This window comes from Paenibacillus sp. EKM212P, from assembly GCF_011066115.1.
GTDB classification, from domain to species: Bacteria; Bacillota; Bacilli; order Paenibacillales; family Paenibacillaceae; genus Paenibacillus; species Paenibacillus polymyxa_B.
In genome coordinates, this window is the sequence record NZ_JAAMNR010000006.1 from 78,159 (window position 1) to 93,094 (window position 14,936).

Annotated in this window: 20 protein-coding genes; 11 read left to right on the top strand and 9 right to left on the bottom strand. The window is 45.5% G+C overall.

Translation table 11 applies throughout. The features are described from left to right. Nucleotides 1-25 precede the first annotated feature (25 nt). Complete coding sequence (locus G9G54_RS17975; protein WP_013311836.1) at nt 26-271, bottom strand: NifU family protein; 246 nt, start codon at nt 269-271, stop codon at nt 26-28. Between the two features lie 87 nt (nt 272-358). On the opposite strand from G9G54_RS17975, the gene G9G54_RS17980 reads away from it, so the two are divergent. Further along, nucleotides 359-616 carry a YuzB family protein gene (locus G9G54_RS17980; protein ID WP_023990179.1) on the top strand — a complete coding sequence of 86 codons (258 nt, stop codon included), beginning with the start codon at nt 359-361 and terminating at the stop codon, nt 614-616. Nucleotides 617-723: 107 nt separating this feature from the next. Here the strand turns inward: G9G54_RS17980 and G9G54_RS17985 are convergent, their stop codons facing one another. After that, complete coding sequence (locus G9G54_RS17985; RefSeq protein WP_023990178.1) at nt 724-1,791, bottom strand: NAD(P)/FAD-dependent oxidoreductase; 1,068 nt, start codon at nt 1,789-1,791, stop codon at nt 724-726. Between the two features lie 204 nt (nt 1,792-1,995). Continuing rightward, a complete protein-coding gene (mqnE, locus tag G9G54_RS17990; RefSeq protein WP_029518225.1) occupies nt 1,996-3,102 on the bottom strand; it encodes an aminofutalosine synthase MqnE in 1,107 nt (368 codons plus the stop codon). Between the two features lie 372 nt (nt 3,103-3,474). Between mqnE and G9G54_RS17995 the strand changes: the two genes are divergently transcribed. The 4 genes from G9G54_RS17995 (at nt 3,475) to G9G54_RS18010 (ending at nt 7,449) form a co-directional block, all read left to right on the top strand. Continuing rightward, nucleotides 3,475-3,834, top strand: a complete 360-nt coding sequence (locus G9G54_RS17995) for a HesB/IscA family protein (RefSeq protein WP_013311832.1) — start codon at nt 3,475-3,477, stop codon at nt 3,832-3,834. A 610-nt stretch (nt 3,835-4,444) separates the two neighbouring features. Beyond that, entirely contained in the window at nt 4,445-4,810 is a 366-nt protein-coding gene (locus G9G54_RS18000; protein WP_165179079.1) for a hypothetical protein, read from the top strand. A 202-nt stretch (nt 4,811-5,012) separates the two neighbouring features. Further along, on the top strand, nt 5,013-6,587 hold the full coding sequence (locus tag G9G54_RS18005; RefSeq protein ID WP_165179080.1) for a sigma-70 family RNA polymerase sigma factor: 1,575 nt from the start codon (nt 5,013-5,015) through the stop codon (nt 6,585-6,587). A gap of 418 nt (nt 6,588-7,005) precedes the next feature. Further along, nucleotides 7,006-7,449 carry a ferritin-like domain-containing protein gene (locus G9G54_RS18010; RefSeq protein ID WP_160789073.1) on the top strand — a complete coding sequence of 148 codons (444 nt, stop codon included), beginning with the start codon at nt 7,006-7,008 and terminating at the stop codon, nt 7,447-7,449. 20 nt (nt 7,450-7,469) lie between these two features. On the opposite strand, the gene G9G54_RS18015 is transcribed toward G9G54_RS18010, so the two are convergent. The 3 genes from G9G54_RS18015 to G9G54_RS18025 form a co-directional block, all read right to left on the bottom strand. Next, the gene (locus G9G54_RS18015) at nt 7,470-8,180 is read right to left on the bottom strand and encodes a DUF421 domain-containing protein (RefSeq protein ID WP_160789069.1); all 711 of its coding nucleotides are present in this window, start codon (nt 8,178-8,180) and stop codon (nt 7,470-7,472) included. Between the two features lie 165 nt (nt 8,181-8,345). Then, entirely contained in the window at nt 8,346-8,558 is a 213-nt protein-coding gene (locus tag G9G54_RS26055) for a transposase (RefSeq protein WP_165179243.1), read from the bottom strand. A gap of 34 nt (nt 8,559-8,592) precedes the next feature. Further along, nucleotides 8,593-9,471 carry a LysR family transcriptional regulator gene (locus tag G9G54_RS18025; RefSeq protein ID WP_069290331.1) on the bottom strand — a complete coding sequence of 293 codons (879 nt, stop codon included), beginning with the start codon at nt 9,469-9,471 and terminating at the stop codon, nt 8,593-8,595. 147 nt (nt 9,472-9,618) lie between these two features. Here G9G54_RS18025 and G9G54_RS18030 point away from each other — a divergent pair, with 147 nt between their 5' ends. The 6 genes from G9G54_RS18030 to G9G54_RS18055 all read left to right on the top strand — a co-directional run bounded on the left by G9G54_RS18030 (nt 9,619) and on the right by G9G54_RS18055 (nt 12,810). Then, nucleotides 9,619-10,548, top strand: coding sequence for a DMT family transporter (locus G9G54_RS18030; protein ID WP_165179081.1), 930 nt, complete (start codon nt 9,619-9,621; stop codon nt 10,546-10,548). Between the two features lie 84 nt (nt 10,549-10,632). After that, nucleotides 10,633-11,247 (top strand): hypothetical protein, encoded by a 615-nt coding sequence (locus G9G54_RS18035; protein ID WP_165179082.1) that lies wholly within the window; start codon nt 10,633-10,635, stop codon nt 11,245-11,247. A 9-nt stretch (nt 11,248-11,256) separates the two neighbouring features. Beyond that, on the top strand, nt 11,257-11,571 hold the full coding sequence (locus G9G54_RS18040; protein ID WP_165179083.1) for a YkvA family protein: 315 nt from the start codon (nt 11,257-11,259) through the stop codon (nt 11,569-11,571). Next, a complete protein-coding gene (locus G9G54_RS18045) occupies nt 11,529-11,867 on the top strand; it encodes a hypothetical protein (RefSeq protein WP_165179084.1) in 339 nt (112 codons plus the stop codon). The genes G9G54_RS18040 and G9G54_RS18045 overlap by 43 nt, the downstream gene beginning before the upstream one ends. An 18-nt stretch (nt 11,868-11,885) precedes the next feature. Beyond that, a complete protein-coding gene (locus tag G9G54_RS18050) occupies nt 11,886-12,176 on the top strand; it encodes a hypothetical protein (protein WP_165179085.1) in 291 nt (96 codons plus the stop codon). Nucleotides 12,177-12,489: 313 nt separating this feature from the next. Continuing rightward, entirely contained in the window at nt 12,490-12,810 is a 321-nt protein-coding gene (locus G9G54_RS18055; RefSeq protein ID WP_014277849.1) for a hypothetical protein, read from the top strand. Nucleotides 12,811-12,967: 157 nt separating this feature from the next. Here G9G54_RS18055 and G9G54_RS18060 read toward each other — a convergent pair whose 3' ends face one another. The 3 genes from G9G54_RS18060 to G9G54_RS18070 all read right to left on the bottom strand — a co-directional run bounded on the left by G9G54_RS18060 (nt 12,968) and on the right by G9G54_RS18070 (nt 14,935). Next, a complete protein-coding gene (locus G9G54_RS18060; protein ID WP_165179086.1) occupies nt 12,968-13,825 on the bottom strand; it encodes a 1,4-dihydroxy-6-naphthoate synthase in 858 nt (285 codons plus the stop codon). Next, entirely contained in the window at nt 13,826-14,488 is a 663-nt protein-coding gene (locus G9G54_RS18065; protein WP_165179087.1) for a futalosine hydrolase, read from the bottom strand. It abuts the gene before it with no gap. 201 nt (nt 14,489-14,689) lie between these two features. Next, nucleotides 14,690-14,935, bottom strand: coding sequence for a hypothetical protein (locus G9G54_RS18070; RefSeq protein WP_007431922.1), 246 nt, complete (start codon nt 14,933-14,935; stop codon nt 14,690-14,692). Nucleotide 14,936: the final 1 nt, after the last annotated feature.

Genomic DNA, 14,936 nt, shown 5'->3' on the forward strand with positions numbered 1-14,936 from the left:
TCTCATGATCATTATGCATCAAGCATTAGAATACTTGTACCACTTCTTGGACGCCGTCGACTTCTTCGAGAAGAGCGCGTTCAATCCCTGCTTTCAGCGTGATTGTGGAACTTGGGCAACTGCCGCAAGCGCCTACCAGCTTCAGCTTAACGATGCCGTCTTCAACGTCAACCAGCTCAACGTCGCCACCATCGCGTTGCAGGAACGGACGGAGCTTATCCAGTACATCAGCTACTTCATCATACATTTGAACGCTTTGTGTTTCGCTCATTAGAATTCAACTCCTTTCCTATACCCTTATTATTATATTACAAAGCGGGCCAAATTAAAATGCCCGTCATCCAAAGCAGGTGAAAAAATGTTAAGACCTATTATTGAGTTTTGCACCAGTAATATGCATTGGGGTACCGATGAGATCATGTCCAAGCTGGAACAGAATCCAGATTATGATGTGATTGAATACGGCTGCCTAAGCAATTGCGGTCAGTGCAACGCCGAACCCTATGCGATGGTCAACGGCGAGATTGTATCCGCAGATTCAGCAGAGCTTCTGTACGAAGTGATTATGAACAAAATTAAGGAAGCTGAAGCATGGGATAACCTAGATTTGGATTGAAAGGCTCTGTTAGCCAGCTCCTTTCTGTAGAGAATATACATGATGCAAACACTCAAGAAACAAAGAAGACCTGCTCTGAGAGCGGGTCTTCTTTGTTTAGCATACGTTTAGCCAAAATGGCGTTTGGACTTCCAGAGCACGCCGCTTTTAAGCAGGCGTGGTACTCGTCCGCGCAATGAGGTACTGCCCATAAAGCCATAGCCGAACCCGGCCTTCTTGCCAAGTGCGCCTAATGTACCGCGCAGCTTTAAAGGATGCGGGTGAGGCGTTTGGCCTTTCCACAGGTCGCGTACAATGTGTGCGATTTGCTCCCCTTGCACTTCTGCTGCCTGAGCGCTTGGAGAGTAGGGAAGGCTCGCACAGTCTCCGACCACATACACCTCAGGATGATCTGGTATTTGATAATACTCGTTGAGCACGATACGACCCTGAGGGTCTTTAGGGACGGCTAAATCCTGCACGATTTTTACCGGCTGAATCCCAGCCGTCCATACCACTGCATCCGTTACAATTTGCTCGTCACGGTTATAAATAGCCCCCGGCTCAATACGGGAAACCGCAACATGATTCAGCGCATTTACCTGATGCTCCTTGAACCAAGCATGTACATAGGCAGACAAACGTTGCGGGAATGCCGACAGCACCCGCTCGCCCCGATCCATAATGGTAATATTCAAATCCGTGCGGCTTTCACGTAACTCCGCAGCAATCTCAACACCGCTAAGACCGCCGCCTACAATATGGACATGTCCATATGGCTTGATTTCGTTCAAGCGCAGATAGGTTTGGCGAGTATGGTTAAACGACTGGATCGTACAGCTGTGTTCTTCAGCCCCTGGTGTATTGTGAAAGCGGTCGGTACAACCCAACGCAATGACAAGCTGGTCATAGGGCAAGGGTTCACCGTCTTGAAAATGGACAATTTTATTCTCTAGATCCATCGAGGTGACTTCTCCGTATTTGCGAATAAGACGTTGTTCATCTGGAAAATGCACCCGCAAATCAAAATCAGAAACCGTACCTGCCGCGAGGGCATAGTACTCTGTTTTCAACCCCTGAAAGGGCATTCGATCCACTAAAATAACTTGAACATCGTCGGGAATATGTTTATCCAGCAATTCTTTGGCAATGGTAAGGCCGCCATAGCCGCCCCCCAGAATAACGAAATTTTTCATCAAAATCCGCCTTCCTTTCGCTTCCGTGTCCCCGGCAAATGGTCTGGTGTCTTATCGATCTAACACAAGTTTTTGTTGTTATAAAACCCGAGAATCGGGCCTGCCTTTGGCAGGCAGACCAGCGTATTCCGAGGCAGCATGATGCTGCATGGTGTGAGTAATGGGGATGAAATGCTCGCGGGAAATCTGAATCCGATATTACATTTATTCGAAAACTTCGATTTCGTTATAGAAGGTGTCCCGTTCTACAGGTATGCGTCCGGCACCTTTGACCAGCCAGATCAGCTCTTTACGGGTCAATCCGGCAGGGGTTAACGCACCTGCGGCATGGCTGATCTGCTCACGCACAATCGTGCCATGGACGTCTGATGCGCCAAAGGTGAGAGCGACCTGTGTCAATTGCGGGCCAATATTAATGAAGTAAGCTTTGACATGGTCGATATTGTCCAGCATCAGGCGGCTGATCGCAATGGTTTTGAGATCCTCGTAAGCGGAGTTACGGCGCATGATGTTGGCGTTTTTGCTTTTCGGCTGCATGGACAATGGAATAAATACCATAAATCCGTTCGTTTCGTCCTGCAATTCACGAATTTGCAGCATATGTTCAATACGATCCTGATACGATTCGACCGAACCGTACAGCATAGTCGTATGAGTTTTCATGCCGAGATTGTGGGCCGTGCGATGTACTTCGAGATAGCGGTCCACGTTGGCTTTCGTAACACGCATCTTCTTCCGATATTCGTCGGACAAGATTTCCGCGCCACCACCAGTCAGGGATTGAAGTCCAGCCTTTTGCAGCTCCTCAAGCACTTCTTTAATACTCAAGCCGCTTATGCGTGTGAAAAAGTCAATTTCCGCTGCAGTGTAAGCTTTCAGTGTAACGTGAGGATACTTTTCATTCAGTGCCTTCAATGAGTCTACATAGTATTGGAAAGGCACATGATTATTATGACCACCGACGATATGAAATTCTCTTACCCCCGGATGGATGTGTTGCTCTACATAATCAATCATTTCCTGCCCGGACAACGTATAAGAGCCGTCCTCCCCCTGATCCTTGCGGAAATTGCAGAACGCGCAGCGCGCTTCGCATACATTGGTGAAGTACAGGCTCATGTTTTCGATAAAATAAACCTTTTTTCCGTTCTTGCGTAAATTAGCTTCGTTAGCCAACTGACCCAGTGTGAGGATATCGTCAGTTTCATACAAATATATACCGTCTTCAAGGTTCAAACGAATACCGTTCTGTACCTTTTCTACAATTTCCGCCATTCTGCGGTCTGTAAAAGGTGTAACTAATGTGGACATGCCTATTCCTCCTTCAAGTTGCTCTGTGCGAGGCTGTCCGCCAAATCAGCGGCACAAGCGCTAGGTGCGCACAGGATGTCCCGTTCCGTCGGTAAGAATCCGGCAGCGCGGATATACGATATGTGAAAAATGTTACAATGCCAGGCTACAATGATGAATGTCTCAAAATATCGCCTTTGAAATGACAAATTTCCGACAGTTTCTTTTACACACTCTTCACCTATTATAAACCTCACACCACCGGTGTTCAATACAAACGAATAGAAAAACAGGTCTTTAAGCCTGTAAGGGAAGGACATTCCATGACTTGAGCACCTGCAAATAGTGGAGTATACTGAAGGAGAACATGAAGTAAAAGAGGAGGATGGAGCTATGATTAACATCACCGATTCCGCTGCTGAGCGTTTGAAGGATATGCTGGAGCAGCAGGAAACGCCGAATATGTTTTTGCGTCTGGGTGTTACGCCGGGCGGTTGTACCGGATTTTCGTATGCAATGGGCTTTGACGACAACGAGACGGATCAGGATATATATATGAACGTACAGGATATGAAGATTGTAGTGGAAAAGGAAAGCATCCGCTACCTGGACGGTTTGGAAATCGACTTTGAAGAGTCTGGAATGTCAGGCGGCTTCACGATTCATAATCCGAATGCTGTAGCTACATGCGGCTGCGGTTCAAGCTTCCGTACGGCTACGGATGCCGGAAAACCGAACGAAGAGCCTTGTTAAGATAGTTTAAAAGGTACAATGAAAATGAATTGTCTGCAAACCTTCATGATGGGGTGTTAGCAATTCGAAAATGTAAATCAAGACCTCCAGAACGGTATAGTCACGTACTATATTCGTCCTGGAGGTCTTTTTAATATGTAAAGATTACTTTACTTAAGATCATTATCACTACGTATGGATTGGACCAATTTACTCAGGGCATTAAAAAACGCAAATACAACTGTAAAAAGTAAGAGAACTATTGGTTTAATTTCAATCTCCGAAAAAACACTATATAGAACTAAAAATGCAAAAAAGAGTACTGAGCTATTTACGTTTTGTTTTGTGTAAATAGATTTTATAAAATCCATCGTATCACTCTCCATTTTAATTATAAAAATTCAAAACATATACTATGAGTACCTCATTAATATAATAGAAGTTAACTTGGTATATATACCATTTGCGAATGTATTTAATGAACGACTTCTTATATATAAATTACAGTATTGCATACAAACCTCCAGGACTTGTCGAATAAAAAGTTTACATTATTTAAATTAGAGTTTTACTTCACTAAAATTTCAAGTATAGGAATTTACAATTGAATTCTGAGGGGGTGAAAGTATATATGAGCAATCCAGTTGGCTTAAAAAGAGTTACCATGACATATGGACCTGATGATGACCCTCATATGTATGAATTATTTGAGGGAGTTCTGTATGATCGTAGCTATTTCTTTTATCTTGAACATGGGATATTGTGTCTGCGACATGTACGAAAGGTAGAACAACCGGATCATCCACATCTTTATGTGGATGGGGAAAGTGGGGGTCTCCAACTAGCGAACAATGTACAGCGTGAGATTTTGGAAGTCGTTACAGAACTGATCGAGCGTTTGCGTAGTAAGGATGGATTGGCGTTTTTACTGGATGAACTGCTATGGCTACATGGTCGAAGTCATATTGAACTTAACCTCGTAAAAAATAAAGGATGATATATTTCTATTGAAAACCAACAACCTGTAGCTACATTATGCTTCTTTTGAGAAAGAATCTGTTAATATGGTTGCTGTGTACAGCTGTGTTCAGTGACGCTATTTATCAATCATTTCATTTTTTCATCATATGATTTGTAACCTTCCCCCACGGAGTTGGCACTTAAGATTAAGAACACGAAAGAAAAGAGGCTAGGAACGTATGAGGGAGTGGGTTGAAAAGGCGCGGCAAGGGAACGCGGAAGCGTTCGGGCAGCTGATGCTGCATTTTCGCGGAATGGCATATGCCGTGTCCTATGACATGCTGAAGGATGTCCATCTCGCGGAAGATGCCGTGCAGGATGCGTTCATAGAGGCTTATCAGAATCTGGAGAAGCTGCAGACCCCGTCCGCTTTTCCAGGCTGGTTCAAGACCATTGTCGTAAGACAGTGTCAGCGGATGCTGCGGCGCAAGCATCATTCGGTGCTTCCTCTGGATGAAGCTGTGCAGGTATCGGGAGGAGTACCGGGTTTGGCAGAAATTGCGGAGCGTAGAGAGGAGAGCCAAGTTCTGCAACAATCGGTGAAGGCACTGTCTGCCAAGCTGCGCGTGCCTCTGCGATTGTTTTATTTTTACGGCTACTCTCTGCAGGAAATTTCCGATTATCTGGGCACTCCGGTCCCGACGCTTAAGAAGCGGCTGCACGATGCCCGCCGAAAGTTGAAAGGTACACTCCCGGTAGCCGACCTCGTTTCCGTGTTCAATCATTTGTATGAGGGAGGGCAAAACATGCTACATATTGTTAACGGTGATGTTGTAGGTGAGATGTTGAAGCAGGGTGTTGTACAGGGTGATGTGCTTGTATGGAGAGAGGTATATCCGGCAGGACCGATATTTGCAAATCCAGCGGGGGCGGAAGAACGGGCATTGCGGGCCCGGGTCTTGGAAGAAACGATGGGTATTCCGACCAACGAATATATTACGGGTTGTGAGGAACAAGAGCAGAAACTTCGTGAATTTATTAAGTATGATGAAGTCGTGTTGTGGTTTGAGCATGACCTGTTTGATCAGAGCATGCTCGCCTATCTGCTCCACTGGTTCAAGAGACAGAAACTGGGCCGCACGAAGCTGAGCCTGCTCTGTATTGGGGAGTTTCCGGGAATCGAACGGTTTCATGGTCTGGGACAGCTCACTCCGGCACAGCTTCAGACATTATCCGGGACCTGGCGAACTATTGAACGGCAAGAAATGGAGCTCGGAAGCGAGCTTTGGCAGGCGTACGCTTCTCCTGATCCTACTCAAATGGCTAATCTGCTGGAAGACAAGAAGGCAGAATTGGCAGCATCCGGCTTGCCCTTTGCCTATGAAGCTTTCACAGCACATCTCAAGCGGTTGCCCTCGGAGTGGAATGGTCTTGGCATTGTGGAACAGACCACGCTTCAGGCCGTTCATAATGGAGTGAATACGCCATTGGAATTGTTTCGTCAGGTAACTGACGTCCTGCATGTGCTTGGCATGGGTGATCTCGAATACTGGAAATTTATTCGTGCTTTGGCTCAAGGCGAACATCCTTTGCTGATCATTGACGGGAATGAGGCCGGCTTGGATTTTAGACAAATTCCGGATTTTCTGAACCGAAAGGTAGTTCTGACAGAGTTGGGTAATGAGGTACTGAATGGATCAGTGGACCGTATTGCAGTTCAAGGGATCGACGAGTGGTTTGGGGGGCTGCATCTCCATGGACATGAGGTTTCTTGGCGATGGGATGATTTGGCTGGTGGATTGGTCCGACATTGAAGAAAATATAGAAGCAGATTGTTTAAAGTGCGAAAGAGTTTTCCGTTTATGGAAAACTCTTTTTTATTTTTTAGTAGACCATATTAACACAAGAAAACCAGCTAATGTTTGTCAAGGATTCCCACGTCTATTTCTCTGTAGCTTATAGCTTGCATACCCGTATCAACCTTGAAACAAGCAGTATGGACATTAATAGGTGCTTTTTATTATCGGGAAGCAATAGATGCAGCACTTTCAACTAGGACACAAATTGTAATTGATTTTTTAGTGAGTTCTTCCCCGGTGTTAGCTATCATCAGTATATTTTCCTAATGTTAGGAACCGACATGGGCAGATGCGCATATATTTTTCTAAAAACTAACATCGGGAGGAGATAAACTTGTATCAAGTACCTTCTTACTGGGGAAATTCATACTATATGCGTGCCAATTTTGTACCTATCTGGAACACAGGATTTCCGAAAGCAGTACAAATGATAAAGGAAGCGGTACAAGGGGAGCGTAACGATGAGTTGTTCTACGATGAATTGATCAATTTGGCTCCCTCACAAGAGCAGGTGGCTATTATTGAAAGTATCCGTAACGATGAGCGCGGCCACAATAAAATGTTCAGAGAGATGTATCGGGCTTTGACAGGACAGGAAATTTCAGGAATTAGTAGTGAGCAATATGAGAGGGTGCAATCCTATACAGAAGGTCTACAGCGCGCCTTGATGGGAGAGTTGGGTGCGGTGGAACGGTATCGCAACATCTGGTTTGGTTTGCCTGCTGGCATTTATAAGGACACAGTGTACGGTATCATATTGGATGAGCTTAAGCACGCTGCTAAATACAATTATCTGATTACGTTGAATCTTAGGTAACTATTGACCGAAAGTCAATACTACTCCACATCAATTGGATGATGGATTTTATCCTTATATTCATCCACATAGAGTTGGCCGTTGCTGCCTTTAACGGCATAGAATACGTCCTCTAACTTTTTGTCGCGTGCCTTTAGTTGAGACAGCAGCCATGATTCGGAAATATGATTGGAGTTTAAATTGCCATGCAAAAGCTGTCCGTCGATTATAAGCTCAATTGGGAACTGTGTGGCATTACCTGCATTCAACTGCAGGTCTTTTAATGTCACGGCTTGCAGTTCCTTTTTCTTTTGAACAGATAGTTTTCCGTTAATCTCAAGGAGGGCGTACCCCACTTCCTCTATATTAAAAATTTCTTTCTGGCGAAGCTGCTGATTTAAAGAATCCAATGTCATATTATTTTTTTTTAAGTTATCTTCGAGAATGAGCCCTCCTTCTATGAGAACGGTGGGTGCTCCTTCTGTCCACATCTTAAAGTTTCTGAATTTCAAAAAAAGCTTGGCCAAAACATAAGAAGTAATTGTAAAAACGGACAGGGCTATTAATAGGTGGATAACTTCTATTTTTTCGTTAAATGCAAAGTTAGCAGCCATAGCTCCTAATATAACTGCCGTTACGAATTCATGAAAGTTCATATTGGAAAGGGTTTGCTTCCCTAATATTCTCCCAATTATCATTAGGATAAAAAATGCTGAAAAACTTCTGATCAAAATAACGAGATGGCCATTCATGCAAAACCCTCCTAGTTTAAAAATTGCAGGTATTCGGCATATAGGTTACCCGCCGCACTAGAATAATATACCGGTGGAATTAATGTATTATATGTAATGTATAAGCTTGTTGGCGCAGGCGATCCCAGCTACCTTGTAAGGCTTGTCTTCTTTCTTTTTCATTTCTTAATAGACCTTTAATTTTTGATTTGCTCTTTGTCGTAGTCCAGTATAGGCAACCAATTGTTTCGGCCCCACGAATTGTCTCGCAACTCCGATTTCAGCCACAACTTCTAAAACAACAACTGGAGCCTTGCCTGTGTGTTCTTGTAGTTGTGTAGCTACTAAATAGGTTAGAAATTTAGCTATTTGGTCGAATGATTTGATTTCTCTGCATATGAATAGACCTCCTTATGATCATGATCCAATGCTTCTACTGCTTCGAATCCGTAAAAAGCTCCTGCGCGGTGCGCACAAATAACTGTACAGCAAGTGAAGCATTATGCAGGGATGGTACAGCGATACCGATTTGGCGTGTGATCAGAGGTGAAGTCTCCTTGACGGTCAGATCATGGGGGAACGTGGACAAGGCGAGTGAAGAGACAATACCCATACCTAGTCCCTGTCGAACCATGCTGACCAAGGTGCTGATATTATGAGTAATGAACTGTGCCTGCAACTGACTTTGCTCGCGTTCAAAACCTTCCATAATGGCGACCTCATGTCCACCTTTACAAAAGATCATATCCTGCTGATTCAAGTCTCGAATGGCGATTTTATTGTGCGATTGCAAAGGGTGACCGTCTGGCAGGAGAATAACCATGTCATCCTGACATAATGGGATTACATCTACCTGAGGGTCTGGCAACAGGATGATACCCGCCTCGATTTCTCTGGTATGCACCCACTCCTTGACTTCATTCGTGGAGCCTTCATGTAGATCGAAAACAAGGTTCGGATAATGCTGACGAATATGATGAATAATCGGGGGCAGAAAATAGGCTGAGGCAGAAGGAAAGGCACCGATCGTGATCGTGCCCACGTCTAGACCTTTTTCAGCAGCCACCTGCTGCTGTACCTTTTCCATGCTTTGCAGCATCATGCGGAATTGCAGCAGTACCTTGTGCCCGATATCGGTCAGAAGCACTCCTTTTTTTCGGTCGCGCAGCAATAGCTGGACATCCAGTTCGTTTTCGATGCTGGCGATGGCATGGCTGACCGCGGGCTGCGTCATATGCAGCTCATGGGCAGTTTGGGTGAAGTTTAGTGTTTCAGCTACGCGAACGAAGATCATAATTTGAGTAATGGTCATAAGTGAAAAGTTATCTCCCTTATTGAAAATATTCATTTTATTTATTAGTGACCACAGTATACGCTAGTAAAGCAAAACTTTGCAAACGGCTATTCAGATTGTAGACGTAAAGCAATGAGCGATAAATCTAAGGGAGAGAAGACATCTATGAAAAAATTAACACCTAAAGCTACGCTGTGGCTTGTCTTGATATTAGTGATGGTATGGGGGATCAACTGGCCGTTGACCAAGCTGGCTTTGCCAGATACCCCGCCGATATTTTTTTCAGGACTCCGTACCCTACTGGGTGGTGTGATTCTGCTGTTGTTCGCTATGCGTCACCGGGAAACCTTACGCTTTAGACAGAATGGGTGGACTTATCTGGTGCTGGCCATATTTAATATTGCAGGCTACTATGGCTTGCAGACGGTAGGGTTGCGTTATTTGCCTGCTGGGTTATTTTCCACTTTAGTATTCCTTCAGCCGATCCTGTTGGGATTATTCTCCTGGATGTGGTTGGGGGAGCGTATGTTTCCCCTGAAGGTCATTGGACTGGTGCTGGGTTTTGGCGGGGTGATTGTGATTAGCTCTGGTGGAATGGCAGGGCATTTGTCGGTACTGGGCATTGTGTTGGGGCTAGCTTCAGGACTGTGCTGGGCGCTCGGAACGATTTATATGAAGAAAAAAAGCCAACAGTTGGATTCCATTTGGGCGGTGACGATGCAGCTCGTTTTGGGAGGGATTATACTCAATGGCATTGGATTTACGACTGAGAAATGGAGCGATATTCACTGGACGACCTCCTTTATCGCAATTTTATTGTTTATTTCGATATTCGTGATTGCGATGGGCTGGATGATTTATTTTAAACTAATCGACAACGGAGATGCGGGAACCGTCGGCTCCTATACGTTTATGATACCGGTGTTGTCGACGGTCTTTAGTATGGTAATGCTCAAGGAATCACTTACTTTGACGTTTGTTGTGGGGCTGGTGCTGATTGCAGGCAGTGTGTATCTGGTAAATACACCATCTCCCGGAAAACGAAAGAACCGAAGCTCAAAGGCTGATGAAACGAATTCCTGTACAAATGCATAGAAATATGGAATTAGGAAAAATATACTAGATTATCAGAGAGGGGGATAGTAAAATATGACTATATAAGTAGAGAGGAAGTTTGGTATGGGAGAATTAAGCAGTCATACTCAGTCTCTGGAGCCGCAACCACATTCTGTTCGTAAGCTCGCAGTTGTAGCAACAGTCATTTCAGGAGTAGCCGTACTAGGATGTATAGCCTTGGGGGTATGGAATTATAATCTGAATACGAAGGTAAATACTTTAACTAGTGCGAACGCTTCACTAAATAAGACAACACAAGCATTAACGAAGCAACAAAACGATACAGCGGCGCTACTGGAACGAGTTAGATTAACAGCAAACCTGTCAGCCATAACGCATATGTTAGAGCAGACATCTGTCGTCACCGATGATTTTGTATTGGAAAAAGTGACTTTTGATGTAACAGAAGATGGCACGTTGAAGGGTGTGCTACTGAATGTGAACAATCAACCTAATCTCGGTTTTGGCGGTGCTTATCAAGGTTATGGTAAATATAATATGTCCTCTGCTGCATTGACGAAGAAGGCGGAGGAAGTCATAAACATAGCTATGAAAGGGTACGGTACATCTGACAAGCTTCCGGTATGGGATAAGAACACGAAAGTGGAAATGACGGTTCAAAATTATCCGCTTGGTAAGCGGGAAGGTGGCACTTTCAAACTCACCGGTCAGCAATAGGAGGAACCTATGAAGGATTTTGACGTAACCAAAGCCAAGTATGATCCAAAACAGGAAGAACAGGTGAAAAAGGGATTTTTCAACAAGGTGAAGTCCACGGCTGGAAAAGTTCCCTTTGTGAAGGATGCGGTGGCTATGTACTATTGTGCGATAGATCCTGAAACGCCTCTTTATGCCAAAGGGGTAGCATTCGGAGCCTTAGCGTATTTTATTTCTCCACTAGATGCTATATCAGATGTTATTCCGATGTTGGGTTTTACAGATGATGCGGGGGAGAAGGAATGGACAGATATACACCTACAGCGAGGGAACGCTGGCAGATGAAACAGAGTGAGCCACAGCCGCAGGGCTGGGTGCTCGCTCTATTTGGCTGGATTTTTGCAGGTTTGGGGTTCGTATTTAGTTTTTTTGTCGTTGGAGGCTTGTTGGGGATCATAGGTCTTGTTTTCGGAATTTTGACTAAAAAGATGGAACAAAGAGACACGCAGGGTATCTTCATTATCGTAATCAGCTCCGTAGCTATTGGTATTGGACTATTAATTTTTATGATTTTTTTTGCACAAGATTTTGCACAAGGTTTTGTAGAAGGTCTGAGAGAAGGGTATAATGAGCATTATTAGGTCAGGGAGGTAACATCATTGAGCGTCATTATTTCACAGCAGATCTCGGCAACGGGCGTGAAGGAATATACGAAGGTAATGAAAACATTTGATTCCCAGTTTACACCTTTGGTTGGACAGAAAATCAGGGATATGGCATTTGGCGATATGCAATATTACGATGTCGAGGACGTATTTATTGATCTAGCGGAGAATGAGTATTGGGCAATTCTACCTGCCGTTTTGCTGCATTCTGATGATATTGAGGATATACGAGACGCTGTGCGTGAGTATCGTTCACACGGTTGGGAATGTACGAAACCTCTGTAAATGCATACCACTTAAGCATCTATACGGAAACGTCTTTCTTTTGCGAGATAGGCGTTTTTTTGTGTATTTGTGTATAAACTATTTCTAATGATTGGCATGAAAAGAAAGAATTTATGCTGAAAATGCGCAAATTGTATCATTTTTTATCATAAAACGACAAGTTGGGAAATGAAAACGGCCTTAATGTGTTATACTTAGTATATCAAAGGACAAGAGTCTAAAACGACCGGTAAGGCCCTTTCTTTGAAGAGCCTCTGAAAGGTTCAACGTTTATCCAAAATAAATGGTCAAAAGGAAAAGGGGAAATGCTAACGTGAGAGTGAATTTGAAATTTACCAACAAAGGGCAAGTTGCAGTTGAGAAGTTCAACAATGAGGAGCTTATCGAAATCTTTACCCGCTACATTAAAACGTTAAGCAAGAAGTATGATATCTCGGTTACCGTACCGGAGGATCTGAATGAGCAGATCTTGGCAGAGGGCACCGTAAAGGTCGTGTTGGATAAGATTAATTGTGACATGGACGCTTTTTTCAAGGAGCTGAGCCGGGATATCAAGGTACCACTGGTCAAAAGATTGGGTACCAAATTGGATAACGTATTTAAGACCGAGGTTGTGGAGCAGGAACAGAACTAAGAATAAGGATCAAGCGAGTCCGAATGTGGATTCGCCATATGAAATGATAAAACCTCCCGAATGGGGCGCATGGCTAGGCCATGTGCTCGTTCGGGAGGTTTTATATGTTTAAACTAATCTATTCAGCAGGAAAACATGCATGGCATGTCTGTTCCTTTTAACGTGTTGTTGTGGAAGTAGGGCGCAGTTGGGCTAAATCAAACGAAGGTACCAGCCCTTCCTGCGCTGCGCGACCGAGCAAAGCTTCGATGGCGGCATATCCGCTGTCGCCCAGATTGGCGGTAAAATCGTTAACATATAGGTCGATATGCGATTGGGCGACATCGGGTGAAAGCTCCTGCGCATGAGACAATACATATTCACGCGAAGCTTCTGGATGCTTCCAAGCGTATTCGACAGAGGCACGTATCCAGTTTGTGATCGCATCCAAATCCAGCGTACGGCGGGCAATAATGGCTCCGAGCGGGATCGGCAGCCCTGTATCTTCTTCCCACCAGTTCCCCAGATCGACTTGCTTACTAAGTCCGTAGGACGGATACGTGAACCGTGCTTCATGAATGACCAGCCCGGCATCTATCTCCCCGTCACGGACAGCAGGCATGATTTGGTCGAACGGCATCACGACGATCTCGCCGACACCCCCAGGCACATGCTTGGCTGCCCACAGGCGGAACAGCAGATAGGCAGTGGAACGTTCACTCGGAACGGCTACACGCTTGCCGGACAGGGCTTCCGGACCTTCGACGCCGGAACCTTCCTTGGTCAGCACGAGCGGACCACACCCCCGGCCCAGTGCGCCTCCGCAAGGCAGCAGGGCGTATTCATCCAGCACCCAAGGGAGTGCAGCATACGAAATTTTCATGATATCCAGTCCGTCTGGTGTGATCGCCAGATTGTTGGTGATGTCGATATCGGCAAATGTAATGTCCAGCGCGGGTGCGTCTGGAATCAATCCATGCGCCAGGGCATGGAAGACAAAAGTGTCGTTGGGACAAGGTGAAAAAGCAATTTGCATCTATATAACCTCCGTTAATGTAGAAAATGCGGCTTCCAACGCTTGCAAAGCCTCTTTGATCCGCCAGGCTGCACGGTCACGTGGACCGACAGCATTGGAAATCGTGCGGATTTCCATCGTCGGTAGTTCTAGCCTATTTGCCGCCACGGCCACGCCGTAGCCTTCCATCGCTTCGGCAGTAGCTCCGGGAACGCGTTTGGCCAGCCGTTCCTCTGTTGCCGCCGTACCGGTGGCTGTGGAAACGGTCAGGATCGGCCCCGCGACAGCCGTCTGTCCAGCGGCACGCAACGCCTGAACGAATCGCTGCGCGGTGGCAACGTTCACGGCAATTCGGCTTGAGCCGAAACCCAGCTCGTCCACGCTGCTGAAGCCCTCTGCCGTTTCTGCTCCCAGGTCGGCGGCAATGATCGCGTCAGCAACAACGACGCTCTCCAGTGCAGCGACCTCGACGAAGCCGCCACCGATTCCGGCGCTGATGACCAGACGATAGTCACCAGCTGCCGCCAATGCTAGCGCGGTTGAAGCCGCTGCGGATGGTGCGCCCACGCCAGCCAGCTCGACCACAAAACGGGTATCGCCTTTCAGACCCCGCAGTACAGCTTCCCGTTCGGCTTCAACCGCGGTCATAACCAGGATGCGCCCATCTGATGTTGTATGCTCCATCGGTTGATTCCCCTTTAAATTTAGGTAATATGCTCCCTTATCATACTGCTTTTCGAAACGATGTTCAAAAAAAGGTCGACAAAAAAAGCGCTCTGAGGCGCTTTTTGGAAAATCTGCAAGATTCAGCAGATATCAAAATCGGTAATTGTAATATAAAACAATTCTAATCTGGAAGAACAGCGCAGGCATAGCATATAATAATTATATCGGCTGATCCTTCGTGATTAACTGAAACATGGTGATATTGCGGTCATAATGGCTTGGGGTTCCATCTTGATTGCGCACCCGAATCATCTCGCTACTGAATAACTCGATATATCCACAGCCAATCTCACAGTATACACCTGTAGGGTCCTCTTGCCAGACCGAAACGAGGTGTTGAGATAGCGCCGCGGTGAAAAATTCGATGTTTTTTTGCAGTACGCGTGGCGTTTTCTTGGGTTCCATA